At 53.6% G+C, this 16,378-nt stretch carries 17 protein-coding genes; 5 read left to right on the top strand and 12 right to left on the bottom strand.

Annotation, left to right across the window (positions count from 1 at the left end; translation table 11 throughout):
• Nucleotides 1–52: 52 nt before the first annotated feature.
• The 3 genes from AB1F12_RS09025 to AB1F12_RS09015 all read right to left on the bottom strand — a co-directional run bounded on the left by AB1F12_RS09025 (nucleotide 53) and on the right by AB1F12_RS09015 (nucleotide 3,150).
• The gene (locus AB1F12_RS09025) at nucleotides 53–898 is read right to left on the bottom strand and encodes a PhzF family phenazine biosynthesis protein (protein WP_368183620.1); all 846 of its coding nucleotides are present in this window, start codon (nucleotides 896–898) and stop codon (nucleotides 53–55) included.
• On the bottom strand, nucleotides 895–2,163 hold the full coding sequence (locus AB1F12_RS09020) for a cation:proton antiporter (protein ID WP_368183617.1): 1,269 nt from the start codon (nucleotides 2,161–2,163) through the stop codon (nucleotides 895–897). Before AB1F12_RS09020 ends, AB1F12_RS09025 begins: the two co-directional genes overlap by 4 nt.
• Before the next feature lie 99 nt (nucleotides 2,164–2,262).
• Nucleotides 2,263–3,150 (bottom strand): GNAT family N-acetyltransferase, encoded by an 888-nt coding sequence (locus AB1F12_RS09015; RefSeq protein WP_368183615.1) that lies wholly within the window; start codon nucleotides 3,148–3,150, stop codon nucleotides 2,263–2,265.
• A gap of 45 nt (nucleotides 3,151–3,195) precedes the next feature.
• Here AB1F12_RS09015 and AB1F12_RS09010 point away from each other — a divergent pair, with 45 nt between their 5' ends.
• On the top strand, nucleotides 3,196–3,339 hold the full coding sequence (locus tag AB1F12_RS09010; RefSeq protein WP_368183613.1) for a hypothetical protein: 144 nt from the start codon (nucleotides 3,196–3,198) through the stop codon (nucleotides 3,337–3,339).
• Between the two features lie 26 nt (nucleotides 3,340–3,365).
• On the opposite strand, the gene tyrS is transcribed toward AB1F12_RS09010, so the two are convergent.
• Entirely contained in the window at nucleotides 3,366–4,619 is a 1,254-nt protein-coding gene (tyrS, locus tag AB1F12_RS09005; protein WP_368183612.1) for a tyrosine--tRNA ligase, read from the bottom strand.
• Between the two features lie 63 nt (nucleotides 4,620–4,682).
• Between tyrS and AB1F12_RS09000 the strand changes: the two genes are divergently transcribed.
• The 3 genes from AB1F12_RS09000 (at nucleotide 4,683) to AB1F12_RS08990 (ending at nucleotide 7,307) form a co-directional block, all read left to right on the top strand.
• Entirely contained in the window at nucleotides 4,683–5,780 is a 1,098-nt protein-coding gene (locus AB1F12_RS09000; RefSeq protein ID WP_368183610.1) for an anhydro-N-acetylmuramic acid kinase, read from the top strand.
• A gap of 75 nt (nucleotides 5,781–5,855) precedes the next feature.
• Complete coding sequence (locus AB1F12_RS08995; RefSeq protein ID WP_368183608.1) at nucleotides 5,856–6,500, top strand: outer membrane beta-barrel protein; 645 nt, start codon at nucleotides 5,856–5,858, stop codon at nucleotides 6,498–6,500.
• Between the two features lie 237 nt (nucleotides 6,501–6,737).
• Nucleotides 6,738–7,307 (top strand): outer membrane protein, encoded by a 570-nt coding sequence (locus tag AB1F12_RS08990; protein WP_368183607.1) that lies wholly within the window; start codon nucleotides 6,738–6,740, stop codon nucleotides 7,305–7,307.
• Between the two features lie 87 nt (nucleotides 7,308–7,394).
• On the opposite strand, the gene AB1F12_RS08985 is transcribed toward AB1F12_RS08990, so the two are convergent.
• The 7 genes from AB1F12_RS08985 to AB1F12_RS08955 all read right to left on the bottom strand — a co-directional run bounded on the left by AB1F12_RS08985 (nucleotide 7,395) and on the right by AB1F12_RS08955 (nucleotide 14,002).
• Nucleotides 7,395–8,696: a branched-chain amino acid ABC transporter permease gene (locus AB1F12_RS08985; protein ID WP_368183606.1), complete on the bottom strand. Its 1,302-nt coding sequence runs from the start codon at nucleotides 8,694–8,696 to the stop codon at nucleotides 7,395–7,397.
• On the bottom strand, nucleotides 8,693–9,703 hold the full coding sequence (locus AB1F12_RS08980) for a branched-chain amino acid ABC transporter permease (RefSeq protein ID WP_368183603.1): 1,011 nt from the start codon (nucleotides 9,701–9,703) through the stop codon (nucleotides 8,693–8,695). Before AB1F12_RS08980 ends, AB1F12_RS08985 begins: the two co-directional genes overlap by 4 nt.
• Nucleotides 9,703–10,050: a hypothetical protein gene (locus AB1F12_RS08975; protein ID WP_368183601.1), complete on the bottom strand. Its 348-nt coding sequence runs from the start codon at nucleotides 10,048–10,050 to the stop codon at nucleotides 9,703–9,705. Before AB1F12_RS08975 ends, AB1F12_RS08980 begins: the two co-directional genes overlap by 1 nt.
• A 3-nt stretch (nucleotides 10,051–10,053) precedes the next feature.
• Complete coding sequence (locus AB1F12_RS08970; protein ID WP_368183600.1) at nucleotides 10,054–10,770, bottom strand: ABC transporter ATP-binding protein; 717 nt, start codon at nucleotides 10,768–10,770, stop codon at nucleotides 10,054–10,056.
• Nucleotides 10,767–11,549, bottom strand: a complete 783-nt coding sequence (locus tag AB1F12_RS08965) for an ABC transporter ATP-binding protein (RefSeq protein WP_368183599.1) — start codon at nucleotides 11,547–11,549, stop codon at nucleotides 10,767–10,769. Before AB1F12_RS08965 ends, AB1F12_RS08970 begins: the two co-directional genes overlap by 4 nt.
• A 114-nt stretch (nucleotides 11,550–11,663) precedes the next feature.
• Entirely contained in the window at nucleotides 11,664–12,857 is a 1,194-nt protein-coding gene (locus tag AB1F12_RS08960) for an ABC transporter substrate-binding protein (protein WP_368183597.1), read from the bottom strand.
• 140 nt (nucleotides 12,858–12,997) lie between these two features.
• Complete coding sequence (locus tag AB1F12_RS08955; protein WP_368183596.1) at nucleotides 12,998–14,002, bottom strand: GlxA family transcriptional regulator; 1,005 nt, start codon at nucleotides 14,000–14,002, stop codon at nucleotides 12,998–13,000.
• 186 nt (nucleotides 14,003–14,188) lie between these two features.
• On the opposite strand from AB1F12_RS08955, the gene AB1F12_RS08950 reads away from it, so the two are divergent.
• Nucleotides 14,189–15,559 (top strand): class II 3-deoxy-7-phosphoheptulonate synthase, encoded by a 1,371-nt coding sequence (locus AB1F12_RS08950; RefSeq protein ID WP_368183595.1) that lies wholly within the window; start codon nucleotides 14,189–14,191, stop codon nucleotides 15,557–15,559.
• Here AB1F12_RS08950 and AB1F12_RS08945 read toward each other — a convergent pair whose 3' ends face one another.
• Complete coding sequence (locus AB1F12_RS08945; protein WP_368183594.1) at nucleotides 15,560–16,240, bottom strand: PAS domain-containing protein; 681 nt, start codon at nucleotides 16,238–16,240, stop codon at nucleotides 15,560–15,562.
• Between the last annotated feature and the right edge of the window lie 138 nt (nucleotides 16,241–16,378).

The raw sequence follows: 16,378 nt of genomic DNA, 5'->3' as shown, positions 1-16,378 counted from the left end.
AAATTCACTCCGCCCGATGGAACAACATCTTAACCGGTCCCGGTTCCGGGGGCTAGAGCATCAATGTACCCTGCATTGTCAAGACGGCTTGGCCTGCAATTGTAACATTGCCCGACAGGTCGGCGGTGGCTTTGATGATAGACGGGCGGCCCATTTCGATGCCTTGCTGGATGTCCAAAGTCTGAGTAAGGAGCAGTTTTTGTCGCAGCAATGCAGCCAGTGCGGCACTGGCGCTGCCGGTCGCTGGATCCTCTGGGATATTGTCCAAAGGGGCGAACATACGCGCGCGTATGGCGGTATTTTCGCGGCAATACGCAAAGATCGCAAAATCCAATCCAGCCGGAAATTTGCGTTTTCCTTCAGTAAACGTTTCCGTACTGGTGCGTATGGCGGCCAATGCTTGGCTGTTTTGCAGTTCTACGAAAACAAAATCCAACCCCAAACCAGCCTGCACTGGGGCGTGGGTGGTGACGACGATTTTGTCTGACGCGATCCCCAATGCCCGCGCCACCAGATCAACATCCGGATTGGCCAAAATGCTCAGTGGGACATCCGTGACAAAGGATGCGGAATTGCCATCGACCTGTGCGCGGATTGGTCCCACGCCGAGTTCCAGGATCTGCGCGCCCCCGTATCCTAAATCGGCCAGGGCAACCGCAGTTCCTATGGTTGGATGCCCGGCAAAAGGCACCTCCATTGTTGGGGTAAAAATCCGAACCTTGGCGGTGTGCGCGTTGTCTGTTGGGGGATACACAAATGTCGTTTCAGAGAAATTGAATTCACGCGCGATGTGTTGCAATTGCGGTTCGGGCAATCCCGTTGCATCGGGAATGACCGCCAGTTGGTTTCCGCCAAAAGGCTGATCCGTGAAAACGTCATAAACGCGATATTGTGTCATGTGCGCAGCTCTGGTTCGCGGCCGACACGGCCTGCTAATTGCGCTACAGTTAGCCCCTGAACGATGATCGAGAATATCACAACTACGTAGGTGGCGGTCAGGATCAAAGGTTTCCATTCACCGTCTGGCAATGACAGGGCCAACGCGACAGAAATCCCGCCCTTTAGGCCGCCCCAAGTCATGATCGGGATCACACCGCGGCTGAATTCACGAAACGGTTTTAGCATCAAAACGGGGACCGCCACAGCGGCCAGACGTGCCGTCAATGCAAGCCCAATCGCCATCACACCCGCGGATAAGAATTCAATGTTGAATGCGACGGCAAACACCTCAAACCCGATCATCAGGAACAGGACGGCGTTTAGAATTTCGTCGATCATTTTCCAAAAGGCGTCAACATAATCACGGGTTTCTTCTGACATGCCGTATTTGGTGCCGATATCGCCAATCAACAGCCCAGCACAGACCGCCATAATCGGAGCAGAGACATGCAGCTCTACCGCCAGCACATAGCCGCCCAACGCCAGCCCCAAGGTGATCAAAACTTCGAGGGAATAATCGTCGATGCGGCGCATGACACGAAAGGTCAACCAACCCAAAACCAATCCAAGGATCGCACCGCCAAAGGCCTCTTGGATAAACAGCATCGCCGCGCCCAACAGAGCGTTTTCGTCTCCTGTTGCGCCGTGATGAGCATCCCCATGCGGAAAGGCCAGCCCAACCAGCACCAAAAATACAACATAGCCGACACCGTCATTAAACAGGCTTTCGCCGGCAATCTTGGTCTCCAGGCTTTTTTGCAAATTCGCCTCACGCAAAACCCCTAAAACAGCGACCGGGTCCGTCGGGGAAATCAGCGATCCAAACACCAGCGCGATCATCAGCGGCATGCCGGTAATCCAACTAAACCCAAATCCGACAATCGCGGTCGACAGGCCAACACCCATCGTTGCCATCAATAAAACGACCATCCATTCGCGGCGCAAATCCGACAGTTTAACGTGTAACGCACCGGCAAATAACAATAATCCCAACATCCCTTCGAGCAGAGCATCAGAGAAATCGACCGATAAAACCTCACCTCGGATCTGTTCGGCGATCGTTAATGCGGGGAAAATGGCATCGGTGATCAGCACTGAAAATGACGCAAATAATGCGACGACCAAAATTCCGATCGCGGATGGCAGCTTTAGAAATAGGTAATTGATTGCGCCGAACACACCGGCCAAAACAATTAAAAGCGAGGCAATTTGCAAGATATTCATCAGTCTCTCCGGCGATAAACTAAGGCAGAGATAACATGCAAATCTGGTTTGGACCACCAATCAGATGAGGGGCTTATGTATTGAGAAAAACATGCAAAATTAGGCTGGAAAAGGTGACAATCGTATCCATGTTCCGCCCAATTGACGCAGCTTTGCACCTGATCCGAGCTTAAATCGAGCAAGGCCAGGCGCGTTTTCCGTATCAACCTGACCCAAATCCAGAATTTGAATGCCGGATGATTTCAGGTCCTGCATGGCTCGCCATAACAGCAGCTGATGGGCGCGCAATTCGCGTCCCTCTGGGCTGGTCCAGCCGATGTGATAGGTCGCACTGACGCCGTGTTTGATAAACAACATCGCCGCCAATGGCTGATTTCGTTTTTTTAACACAAACATGCGCAGTTGATCCGCATCGATTTCCGCCAATGCCAACGTGAATTCGGGGGCAACGGCACGATATTTCCGCGCGCGCCTTTGTTTGTGTTCTTCTGCCAGCAACCATCGATCCATCACCGGTTCAAATGCGCGATGTTCCAGTTTTAGGTGTTTCGCTGTGAGGCGTTTTTCACCCCGAACCAATTGATTGCGCCATTTGCCGTTCATTTGCGCCCGCAGCAGGTCGATGTCGGGATTTAAATCGATTTCGGCTAAATGTGCATTTTCGATCACCTGTCGAAACCCGCAATTGCGCAATGCTGCCCGATCGTCTGGGGATTCCGCATTTACCAACCGCAACCCGGATTGGGTTAGGGTGCGATAGGCATCAAATTTATCGTTTTGGGTCACGGATTGTCGCCAAACCGGGCCACGAGAGGCCAGTGAAATCGTTTTAGATAGGATTGGCCGTTCGATGAGCTGTGCGCGCCCAATCTGATGTGCATTTCCCCCCAATGAAACGCGCAACACAGATCTGCCGATCAGGGTTAAGGCGCGGCCAAAGATGGGATGTTGCTGCAACGGCAAAGCAAGAGAGGCAGTGTTTTCCATAGCTCTGTTAAGACCCCATAAACCTAATGTGGGGTTAATGAGGCGATGAAAACTGATCCAGCACAGACCGTATATGGTCAATCTGCGCCAACGCCCCGACTAACACCGTTTGGGGCTGCATTGATCGCCATTTGCGTCGCCATCCCGGGCGGGGCCATCATTGGGGTGGTCTGGGCCGTCTTGTTTTAGGGCGCGGGGGGACCCCGCGTCGCTGTTTAGCCTAACTGAACCAAAGCATGCCGTTTTTTACCAGCAGACAGTTTGATCGGCTGCGCCAATTGGTCCGGTGTCAAAAACAGGCCCGCATCTGACAGTGGTTCATCATTCATCCGAGCCCCGTTTTCTGCGATCAAACGTTTGGCTTCTTTGCCTGATCCTGCCAGTCCAGATTTTACAATCAATTGCACAACAGAAATACCGTCGCCCAGCTCATCCGCGGACAAAGTCAGGGTTGGCAAATCGTCGCCAACGCCGCCCTTTTCAAACACTTCACGTGCGGTGGCTTCTGCGGCTGCTGCTGCATCAGCTCCGTGGAGTAGTGTTGTGATTTCATTGGCCAAAACAACCTTGGCTTGGTTGATTTCGGATCCTTCCAATGCGCCCAGGCGTTCGCATTCTTCAATCGGTAGTTCGGTGTATAATTTCAAAAACCGGCCAACATCCGCATCCGTCGTGTTGCGCCAGAATTGCCAGAATTCATACGGAGACAACAAATCCCCGTTGAGCCAGATCGCGCCGGATTGGGATTTCCCCATCTTTTTGCCGTCAGACGTGGTCAGCAATGGCGAAGTCAGACCGTAGATTTCATTGTCCAACACACGGCGAGTCAGGTCGATCCCGTTGACGATATTGCCCCATTGATCCGATCCGCCCATTTGCAAGGCACAGCCATAACGACGGTTAAGTTCAAGGAAATCATAGGCTTGCAAGATCATGTAGTTGAATTCAAGGAAGGACAAGCTTTGTTCACGATCAAGGCGGGATTTGACGCTTTCAAAGGATAACATCCGGTTGATCGAAAAATGCCGACCGATGTCGCGCAGGAAATCTAAATAGTTTAGATTGTCCAACCATTCGGCGTTGTTCAACATTAACGCCTGATTGGGCTGATCCGTGTCGTAATCAATATACGCCGCAAAAACCTGTTTGATCCCGGCAATATTTTCGTCGATTTTTTCGGGGGTTAGCAGTGGACGTTCATCCGCACGGAACGACGGATCGCCGACCTTGGTTGTGCCGCCGCCCATTAACGTAATCGGTTTATGTCCGGTCTTTTGCAACCAACGCAGCATCATGATCTGGATCAACGATCCCACATGCAGCGACGACGCAGTCGCATCAAACCCGATATAAGCGGGAACAACACCTTTGCTCAATGCCTCGTCCAGGCCTTGATAATCCGTGCAATCGGCCAAAAAGCCGCGTTCGATCATGACACGCATAAAATCGGATTTGGGATGGTAGGTCATTTGTCTTGTCCCCGTTTGCTTTGCCCGGCATCTATAGGCGACAGACAAGCCAAGGAAAAGCGGATGTTGAAGGGTCAAGCAGTTCAAGCAGTAGGTGCGATGTCGGGAACATCGTTGGACGGGGTCGATGTGGCGCAAATTACCACCGATGGCGTCACCATTTCGGGCTTTGGCCCCAGTGCCTATCGTGAATATAGCGCCGCGGAACGGGCGATGTTGCGGTCTGGTCTGGGGCAATGGCCCGATCAGGTCAGTGACGCGTTGGTCGAGCTGATTGAGACCGTGCATGCGGATGCCTTACAAGCGTTTGATGAGGCTGAAATTATCGGATTTCACGGGCAGACCCTGGCGCATGACCCCAAAAACAAAGGCACGCATCAAGCTGGGGATGGCCAAATACTGGCAGACGTTTTGCAAAAACCAGTGGTTTGGGATTTTCGTTCGGCGGATGTAAAATTGGGTGGTGAAGGCGCGCCGTTGGCACCGTTTTATCACTTTGCGCTTGCGAAATATATCAAAGCAGATGCCCCGCTTGCGATGCTCAATCTGGGCGGGGTTGGCAACATCACTTGGATCGATCCAAGATTTGAAAAACCAGAGGAACCGGGTGCGTTGCTGGCATTTGATACAGGGCCAGCCAATGCGCCGCTTAATGATCTGATGCAGGATCGATTGGGCCAAAGCTTTGATGCAGAGGGGGCTTTGGCGCGGACAGGGCAGGTGTCAGATGAGATTTTAGGGGCGTTTTTAGCGGATCCGTATTTTTATCGCATGGCGCCGAAATCGCTGGATCGCGATACGTTTGGCGATCTTAGCCACGCGGTCAAAGACCTGAATGACGCGGATGCAGCGGCCACGTTAACCGCGTGTATCGCCGCGTCAGTAGTGTCGGGGATCGATCTGTGTCCGGCGCCGCCATCGCGCGTTTTGGTCACCGGGGGCGGGCGTAAAAACACCACTTTGATGGATATGTTGCGCGCTGGTTTGGGATTGCCGGTCGACCCGATCGAAACCGCCGGGCTGGATGGCGATATGTTAGAGGCGCAAGCCTTTGCCTATTTGGCAGTGCGTGTGGTCAATGGTTTACCGACCTCTTGTCCGTCAACCACAGGGGTGGGGGCCGCGGTGGGTGGTGGCACTCTTAGCACGCCAAGGGACTGATTACGTATAGTTTTTTGTTGATTTTTGACCAATTGATAATATTAAGAATGCGTTTTTTACGAAGAGGATTTTGAAATGATACGATTGTCTGCAATTTGCATTGTTTTTTCTGTAACTGCGTCTGCCACATTGGCCGGGGGATTGGATGCACCCGAAACTGCCCAGCCGGAAATTATGGCACGGCATACAGCTGTGCCCATGAATTGGTCGGGGCCCTATGCGGGGCTGTCTTATGGCGCATTGTCAGCAGATAACGATTCAAATTCTACATCGCTGGGGATTTATGCGGGGTATGGTCATGAACTTGGTCAAACCCGTCTCATTCTGGGCGGCGAAGCTGAGCTGGGGCGGATCAAGGATTCCGACGGTGGGGCGACATTTGACACGACAGGTTTGCGTTTACGTGCCGGATATAATGCAGGCTTAGTTCAGCCTTATGCCTTTGTTGGGACCGCGCAGATCAACGATGATGACATTGATGATGCCAAAATCACATCCCGCGGTATTGGCGTCGAATTCGCTGTAAATCACCGGTTACGTCTGGGTTTGGAATATGGGGTCAGCACCTTTTCCGGGTCGATCGATGGTTCTGAGGATGCACCGTCTTTCAGTCGTGACGCGATTTTTGATGGCGGATCCGGTGACTTCTCTCTGCCCGAAGGCGGGGATTATTCTGAGGATGCGACGGTGATTTCCTTGCGGGCGTCTTACACTTTTTAGACTGGCCCAAACCCTTGTGAAAATTGGTTAAATCACAAGGATAACATCTGGTTTATCGCACAAAGGGCGGCCTATTTGGGTCGCCCTAAATCATTCACAGACAGACGGGTTGTGGCGAATAGACTACAATTCACCCCATGTTAACATTTGCACCTACGCAAGTCTTGAAGTCGCATCGTTTAGGAATATGTGCGCCTCAGGCCCACATGTTTGGGCAGAAATTCTAAGGACGTTACTATGACTAATCTTTTCGCGAAATCCGTAGCCGTATTTGCACTTTCCGCTGGTGCTGCACTTGCTGGCGGTTTGGACACGCCTGTTGCGCCTGCGACACCTGCCGCCCCGATTGTTCCTGTTGCACAGGACGCCACTGACTGGACCGGTTTTTACCTCGGTGCTGAAATCGGTACAGGAAATGCAGAAGGCAATGGCATAGAAGACGACGTCAATTCATTTGGTGGTTTTGCAGGCTACATGCACGACATGGGCAACATTGTTGTTGGTGGTGAACTGGCCTATGGCAGATACTCAGCGGATGACGCTGAGGATGTTGATGCGACATCTCTGAAAGCACGCGTTGGCTATGATCTGGGCACAGTTCTGCCCTATGCATTTGCGGGCGTTGCCAGCGTGAGCGGTGATGATGTGACTGATTCCGTTACCATTTATGGTGTTGGTGCAGACATGCAAGTCACCGACAGCATTCGTGTTGGCGCGGAATACCTGATTGGCGAAAATGACAACTTCGATGACAGCTTTGAGTTTAAAGTAGACACAATCAGCTTGCGTGCTGCTTATAGCTTCTGATCCGGTATCCGGGTAAAGCATCTAAACGATCAACAACAAAGGGCGGCCCATCTGGACCGCCCTTTTTGTAATTTCTGGATGCTAGGTTTATTTTTCCGGGATCAAGCCGCGCGGGCTGAACCGTAGAACCAGCAACAGGATGATGCCCATGGTCAGCAGCCGCATATGCGCCACGCTGTCCAGCAGGTGCAGACGCAATCCGCTATCTTCGGCCATGCCGGCGGTGATCACCTGCATCAAACCTGCGCCAATGGGTTCCACCTGAACCCACAGCCACCAGATCAGAAACCCACCCAGCACCGAGCCAAAGTTATTGCCGGACCCGCCGACAATCACCATCACCCAGACCAAAAAGGTAAAGCGCAGCGGCTGATAGGCGCCGGGCAGCAATTGACCGTCCAACGTGGTCATCATCGCCCCGGCAATCCCACAAACGGCAGAGCCGAGGATGAAAATCTGTAAATGGCGTTTGGTGACGTTTTTACCCATGGCACGGGCGGCGTCTTCGTTGTCACGGATGGCCCGCATCATGCGACCCCAAGGCGAGTTCAACGATTTCTGCGCCATGACCAGCAGGATCACCAAAACAATGGTGAACAACACCGAATAGCCCATTTTGATATAAAGCGTCGATGCCGTGATCGGATCGAGCCCAAATTCGGCAGCGCGTTCGACAAAACCCGCATTGTTTTGCAGCTCAATCGCATCAGGAACGGGGCGCGGCAGGCCATAGACGTTTTGCACGCCTCGCGCCAACCAAACTTCGTTTTTCAGGATCGCAACGATGATTTCCGCAATGCCCAGCGTCGCAATTGCCAGATAATCACTGCGCAGACCCAGCGCGGTTTTGCCGATCACCCAAGCCGCACCCGCGGCCAACAGACCCCCGACAGGCCAAGCAACCAGAACCGGCAGGCCAAGCCCACCCAGATACCCTGTGACGGCTGGGTTGACCTCTTCGATGGCGGCAACGCCTGCATCAAACATCGCGCGAAACGCAAAGAACCCGACGATCAAGATCGCAACAATCGCCCAGATCCGGGTGTGCCCGGACAGACGCGCATGGGATTTCACCGCAGCAATTATCGCGCCGATCCCAATGGCCAAGCCTAGGAAAACCTTTAACCCACCTGCGGCCCAGGCTTCGGTTGTGGGGGGCATTGCGATCAGCACATTGGCCAATCCACCCAAAGCGACAAAACCCATAACCCCGACATTGAACAGCCCGGCGAACCCCCATTGCAGGTTCACGCCCAGCGCCATGATCGCGGAAATCAGCCCCATATTCAGGATCAACAAGGCCGAATTCCAGCCCTGAACAAACCCGGTTCCAATGATCAAACACGCAACAAAGGTAAACAATAACGGTGTGCGAAGTGACTGGCTCATACGGATTGCCCCTTAAACAGGCCCGTGGGTTTCACGAGCAAGACAGCGATCAAAATGACAAAGCTGACGGCGAATTTGTAATCGGTAGACAAAAGTTGTACCAACCCGTCCGGTTCCAAGCTTTCGGGCATCAGATAGCCCAACACTTTTTTCAATGGATAGGTGATTGTCACCTCAGCAAAGGCGATCAGGAAACCACCGGCAATGGCCCCCAGCGGATTGCCCAACCCGCCCACGATGGCCGCGGCAAAGATGGGCAGCAGCAGTTGGAAATAGGTGAATGGCTTAAAGCTTTTGTCCAAGCCATAAAGCGTGCCTGCAATGGTGGCGAGGGCTGCGACGATGATCCACGTGACCATCACCACCCGTTCAGGGTTGATGCCTGATAGCAGCGCTAGATCTTCGTTATCGGAAAATGCGCGCATGGATTTTCCGGTGCGGGTTTTGTTGAGGAACCAGAACAACAGCGCCACGACGATCACTGCCGTGATGACGGTCAGACCTTGGGATGTTTTGATGGTCAAACCTTCGCGCAGGCCGGACCATTCTTTGAAATCACGGGCGCGCAGGATGAACCGTTCGCCATCCAGGAAATTCTGATCGCCGACACCGATGATAAACCGCACCACGCCGTTATAGACAAACATCACCCCCATAGCGGCGATGACAAACACCACCGGCGCGGCCTTTTGGGCGCGGAAAAATCTATAAACAACGCGGTCCGTGCCGATCACAAACAGCGATGTCGCCGCGATGCCAAAGGGCAGGGCCAGCAGGGCCGTTGGCAGCGGGCCAAAGCTGACCCCCATGGATTGCAGCCACCACGTAAACAGGATCGTCGACATCGTGCCAAAGGCCATCGTGTCACCATGTGCAAAGTTCGAAAACCGCAAAATCCCATAGATCAACGTCACGCCCAGCGCACCCAGCGCCAGCTGCGACCCATAGGTGGTGGCCGGGATGATGACAAATTGGGTCAAAGCGACCAATGCGTTTAGGAAATCCATTAAAACGCTCCTTGGCAGGTGCCCAGATAGGTAATGGACATCGGGCCATCTGCTATATGGGTGGTGAAAATTGCGCCATTTGGCGTCACGCTCATCAGATAGTCCGCACCATCACCAGCTGCGATATAGGTGTGCAAGTTATCGTCGCCCTTTGAGGCAATGATCATCAGATCGCCAAACACTGTGCCCAGAATGGATGCGGTTTTTTGTACGTCAACGGTGAAATCGGTGGCCGCACAGGCATCCGCATCCACACATTCGCGGTCAAACGCACAGCTATAATCGGCCAGCGCGGGCGTAGCGAAAACCATCAAGGCGGCCGCAGCTTTGATTGGGTTCAGATACATTTCTCAGCCCCCCAGGAATGATTTGCGAACTTCTGGATCCGCCAGAAGCTCTTTGCCGGTGCCGGAATAGGCATTGGCGCCCTGCACCAGAACATATCCGCGATCGGCGATTTCCAGCGCCTGACGGGCGTTTTGTTCCACCATCAGGATCGGAATGCCGGTACGGGCCACTTCGATGATGCGATCAAACAACTCATCCATCACAATCGGGGATACGCCCGCAGTGGGTTCATCCAGCATCAAAACCTTTGGCTGGGTCATCAGCGCGCGACCAACAGCCACCTGTTGACGTTGCCCACCGGACAATTCGCCCGCCGCCTGATTGCGTTTGTCACGCAGGATCGGAAACAGATGATAAATCTGTTCGATGGTCGATTTGAAATCATCCTTGCGAATGAACGCCCCCATTTCGAGGTTCTCTTCGACGGACATTGACGGGAAAATATTGCGCACTTGCGGCACAAAGCCCATGCCCTTGATGACACGGTCCTGAGGCGACAATTTGGTGATGTCTTCGCCATCCAGATGCACGTGGCCCTGCCGCAGGTTCAACATCCCAAACACAGATTTCATCGCGGTGGATTTACCGGCGCCATTTGGGCCAACGATGACGGCAATTTCGCCCGGATTCACCGCAATGGTGCAATCATGCAGAATATCAGGGCCTTTGCCATAGCCGCCGGTCATGCTTTGGCCGATCAGAAACGGTTCGCTGCTCATGCCTCACCTTTGTCTTTGTTTTTCAGGCCGGTGCCCAGATAGGCTTCGATCACCTGTTCGTTCGCTTTGATTTCCGCCAAGGTGCCTTCGGCCAGCACTTTGCCTTCGGCCATGCAGATGACCGGGTCACAAATTTTGCCGATAAAATCCATGTCATGTTCGATCACAACAAAGGTGTAATTGCGTTCTTGGTTCAAACGCAGGATCGCATCCCCAATGGTCATCAACAGAGTGCGGTTCACCCCGGCGCCCACTTCGTCCAGAAACACGATTTTGGCGTCAACCATCATGGTGCGGCCCAGTTCCAACAGCTTTTTCTGCCCGCCAGAGATCAATCCCGCCTTGTGATCCGCCAGATGCTCAATCGTCAGAAACTCCAACACTTCGTCGGCTTTGGCGCGCAATGCGCGTTCTTCGTTGGCGATGCGTTTGCGTCCAAACCAGGTGTTCCACAGGGTTTCACCGGTTTGACCACCGGGCACCATCATCAGATTTTCGCGGCAGGACATGCTGTCAAATTCATGCGCGATCTGAAATGTGCGCAGCAATCCTTTGTGAAACAATTCATGTGGGGGCAGGCCGGTGATGTCTTCACCTGCCATCGTCACCGTCCCAGATGTCGGTTTAAGAACGCCCGCGATCACATTGAAAAGCGTGGTTTTTCCCGCACCGTTTGGGCCGATCAGCCCGGTGATGGACCCCGGTTCAATTGTGAGGCTCGCGCCATCAACGGCCTTAAAGCCGCCAAACGCCTTTACGACGTTGTCCACTTTTATCATGTTTTCCCCCGCGCGATTATGACCCATTTTCCGGCCAGACCCAGATCGCGTCTTATCTTGTGCAAACGGCGCAGGATTTCCCGCGCCGTTTGGTGTTACGTTATCGGACCGAAATCAACGATATTGAACCGTTGCCAATTCGCCATCCTCAACCGTCACCTGACGGAACCCACCAGAGGCGTCGCCCCCTTCGAGGAACTCAACCGCCGTGGCGCCCACATAGTTGATTTCCCCACCACCAGCGAGGATTTCCAGCGCTTTGGCCAGCTCACCGGGGTGAATTTCTTCGCCCGGCGCGTTGGCAACGTCCATGATGTGGTCCTTGTAATCACCCGGTTCCGCAGAGCCAGCGGCCTGCATGGCCAACATGATCAACGCAGCCGCGTCATAGCTTTCGCCGGTATAAGGCGAAGACACGTCAAAGGCATCGCCAACCAGATCAACAAATACGCTAGCGCCTTCGCTTTCGGTGCCAGCCAGCTGACCCATAGAACCGTCAATGTCCGACCCAAAATCATCGGTCAGTTTTGCACCGATCATCCCATCAGGGAAGTGGAACATGTCAAATGCGCCGGAATCCAGGGCTGCACGGACGATGCCGTTGCCGCCTTGGTCAACGTAACCTGCAACCACCAGACGTTCGCCGCCCGCAGCCGCCAAGGCACCCACTTCTGCGGAATAGTCCGCTTTGCCATCTTCGTGGGCTGCAACGATTGTGACGGATCCACCGGCCGCTTCGTATGCGGCTTGGAACGCGTCGGAAAGACCTTTGCCGTAATCGTTGTTGGTATATGTCAGAGCAACCTCTGTCACACCTTCTTCGATCAGGATTTCAGCCATCACAACACCCTGACGCGCATCAGACGGGGCTGTGCGGAAAAACAGGCCGTTATCTTCGGCTTCGGACAGGCCGGGGGATGTGGCGGAGGGTGAAATCAGCACAACACCGTTTGGCACGGCCACGTTGGCCAGAACCGCGCCGGTCACACCGGAACAATCGGGGCCCATCAGGCCTTTGATGCCGTCGGATGTGATCAGACGTTCCGCCGCGGCTGTCGCCGCACCTGCATCAACACAGGTCGAGTCAGCGCGCACAGGCGTCACAGTTGCACCATCTAGCAATGCGCCGGATTCAGTGACTTCGGCCATGGCCATTTCAGCGCCAGCCGCCATATGTGGTGTCAGCGATTCAATGGGGCCAGTATAGCCCAGAATAACGCCCAATTTGATTTCGTTGGCATGGCCGTCAGCAAAAGCTGCACCAGCAACAAGCGCAGAGGCCGCAGTGGCCATCAGCAGATTTTTCATGAATTGTCTCCCTGTTGGATATTCATCCTGCCAAGGATGCTAAGCGGCGTTTGTTGAAAAGAAAAGCGCGAAAAAACCGGATTTGTAGTGAAAACACCATGTTCTTCAACCACATCGGACCGATTTTAGGGAAAATCCACTTAGATCGACAACCGCGATGCCAGCGCACCTCGTTCGCGGTAAGGGGTGGTGTTATAATGTGAGCGATAACATTTAGAAAAGTGGGATGGGGATGAAAATCCGCAAGCCAACGCGACGTTTATGACGCTCATATCTGTCTGCATCAGCAGGTTGCGCGCCTTTTGCAAACGCAGCTCCATGTAATAGCGTTTTGGGGACCGGTTCAGATAGCGGCGAAACAAACGTTCCAATTGCCGGGTCGACATATCGACATCTTTGGCCAGCGTGGACGGGCTGATCGGATCTTCTATGTTGGTTTCCATGATCTGGATCACCCGGCTGAGTTTGGGGTGACGCACGCCAATCCGGGTTGGGATCGACAGACGCTGGGTATCCTGATCGGTGCGGATTGACGAATAAATCTGTTGGTCCGCAACGGAATTGGCCAGCTCTTCGCCATGATTATCTGCAATAATATGCAAAAACAGATCAATCGAAGAGGTCCCACCAGCGGTGCTCATCCGGTTACCATCGACCTGAAATACCGATTTGGTCAATTCCACGTCTTGGAATTCTTCTGTGAAACTGTCCTGATTTTGCCAGTGGATCGTTGCACGTTTGTCATTCAGCAGCCCGGCTTTGGCCATTGTATAAGATGCTGTGCAAAGCCCGCCCACAACCACACCTTTCCGGGATTCCCGCCGCAGCCAATTCAGAATCTTTTGTGATGTGTTCGCAGCAACCGCGCGCCCCCCACACAAAATGATCACATCATCCCGGCGCAATTCATCCAGACCACCATCCAATTTGAATCGAACACCCGTGGATGACGACACTTCGTCACCGGTTTCTCCGACAACTTCCCAATGATAAAGATCCTGACCAGACATCAGGTTTGCCAAACGCAGGCAATCAATGGCCGCTGCAAATGACAAAAGCGTAAACTCATTTAACAACACAAATACATACCGACGCGGCTTTGTATCCTCGGATGTGCTTTTGATGAGTTCATGGTTTTGTGCCATGGGTGGTTGTGTTCCCGAATTAAACGTTCAATGCATCAGTCTTGAATACGATTTGTGTCACTTGCAAGAGGGCATTCGCATTCCGACGGCTGCTTTTTCCATTGGCCAGAGGCAGGGTGAACGCTATAAGGGCACGCTGATAACGCTAACCACAACTTTCGAACTTATGAATACGGAGCAAAAACGATGACCGAGTGGCAGAAAACCGACTGGCGTGCAAAACCCAGGGTTCAGATGCCGGACTATTTGGACCAGTCCGCGCTGAACGCAGTCGAGGGCAAACTGGCCTCATATCCACCGCTCGTTTTTGCGGGGGAAGCCAGACGCCTTAAGAATCACCTTGCCGCTGTTTCGCGTGGCGAGGCGTTTTTGCTGCAAGGCGGCGATTGTGCCGAAAGCTTTAAGGATTTTTCAGCGGATGGGATTCGCGACACCTTTAAGGTGATGTTGCAGATGGCGATGGTGCTGACCTATGGCGCCAAAGTGCCGGTGGTCAAAGTCGGCCGTATGGCGGGCCAGTTTGCCAAACCGCGCAGCGCCCCAACCGAGGTCAAAGACGGCACCGAATTGCCCAGCTACCGCGGCGACATCATCAACGAGCTGGACTTTACCGAAGCGGCCCGTATCCCCGATGCCAGCAAAATGTTGCAGGCCTACACACAGGCGGCGGCGACGCTGAACCTGTTGCGGGCTTTTTCAACGGGTGGATTTGCAGATATTCACCGCGTTCATGCCTGGACGCTGGGGTTCACGGATGGGGACGAAGCCGGCAAATACCGCGATATGGCGTTGCAGATTTCCAATGCGTTGGATTTCATGACGGCTGCGGGCCTGACATCCGAAACCAACCACGAATTGGGATCGGTTGAATTCTACACCAGCCACGAAGCGTTGCTGTTGGAATATGAAGAGGCGTTGACGCGTCTGGATTCCACATCAGGCAATTGGTTGGCCGGGTCTGGCCATATGATCTGGATTGGCGATCGGACACGCCAGCCGGATGGGGCACATGTCGAATTCTGTTCAGGTGTGCAAAACCCAATCGGTCTGAAATGTGGGCCAACCATGACCTCTGGTCACCTTAAGGCGCTGATGGCCAAACTGAACCCGCAAAACGAAGCCGGGCGTTTGACCTTGATCGCACGGTTTGGGGCAGGGTCGGTTGGTGAACATCTGCCACGTCTGATCAAAGCCGTTCAGGAAGAGGGCGCCAACGTTGTTTGGACCTGTGATCCGATGCATGGCAACACGATCAAATCGGCCACGGGCTATAAAACCCGTCCGTTTGATTCGGTTCTGCGCGAGGTGCGCGAATTCTTTGGCGTTCATCAGGCCGAAGGGTCCATCCCCGGTGGTGTTCACTTTGAAATGACCGGTGCCGATGTGACAGAATGTACCGGTGGCGTGCGTGCCGTAACGGACGAAGATCTGTCCGCGCGCTATCACACAGCCTGTGATCCTCGTCTGAACGCGTCGCAATCTTTGGAACTGGCGTTCCTCGTTGCCGAAGAATTGCAAGCCCGTCGGAACGGACTTAGCAAGGTTAAAGCAGGCTAATTAGCCGTTATTCACGATCAACCGAAGGGCCGGGCGTTCAGCGCTTGGCCCTTTTGCTTGGAACCGGCTGCGTCCGCCATGGATCACGTTCATCGATGGTGTTTCCGCCAAAGGTGATACCGATTTCAGGTCATTGACGTGATCACAGCGAATGAACCCTTCGGCGGGAATTTCGAACCGACGAGGGCTGCGACCTGTCAAACCATCGGTCACAATCGCGCCCATCGCCATGGAAACTTGGCCATCGGACCCGTTCATCGGCAACAAAATCATCCGCCCCGACAACCGAGGACGCCCCATCGTGCGCGGTGAAAACAACGGCAATTCAACGATTGCAGGGTCTTCAAATACGCGGCGCAGATATTCTGCGACCACCATGCGCCCGGCAGGTGTAAAAAACGTGGTCAGTGGCATCCCACGGGGATCCATGCCCAACAGGTTGTTCAATTGCTGACCACCCACTCGTACCCGCCCCATAGAGGTCGAAACGCGTTGCAAAATAAAGGCATGTGGCAGCGCATCATCGATGCGGGCCGGGTTCACTTCGCTGCGAAATGGCAGCGTGCGTGCGCCCTTTAATTCCTGCCAGTAGTTTTCCAGCACCCGAAATGTTGGCCCGGATTTTCCGGTCATTAAAGGGCGATTGATGGTTGGCTTTGCCGTATCCATTGTCTTGTCCATTTGCTCAGCCCCCGCTGATTTAAACTTGTGACCCTGTGTCGCGAACCGACCCAAGATCGTTACCATGGGGTTAATATAGCGTCTCATTTAGAACAAATCTCTGCCCAAAGTGTTAACGGGTTAACGGGTAAACAGTTT

Origin of the sequence: Aestuariibius sp. HNIBRBA575 (assembly GCF_040932005.1) — a bacterium.
In the GTDB taxonomy this organism is placed as follows: domain Bacteria; phylum Pseudomonadota; class Alphaproteobacteria; order Rhodobacterales; family Rhodobacteraceae; genus CANLNM01.
The sequence above is the reverse complement of the archived record's forward strand: the minus strand, read 5'-3'. Positions and strand labels throughout refer to the sequence as shown.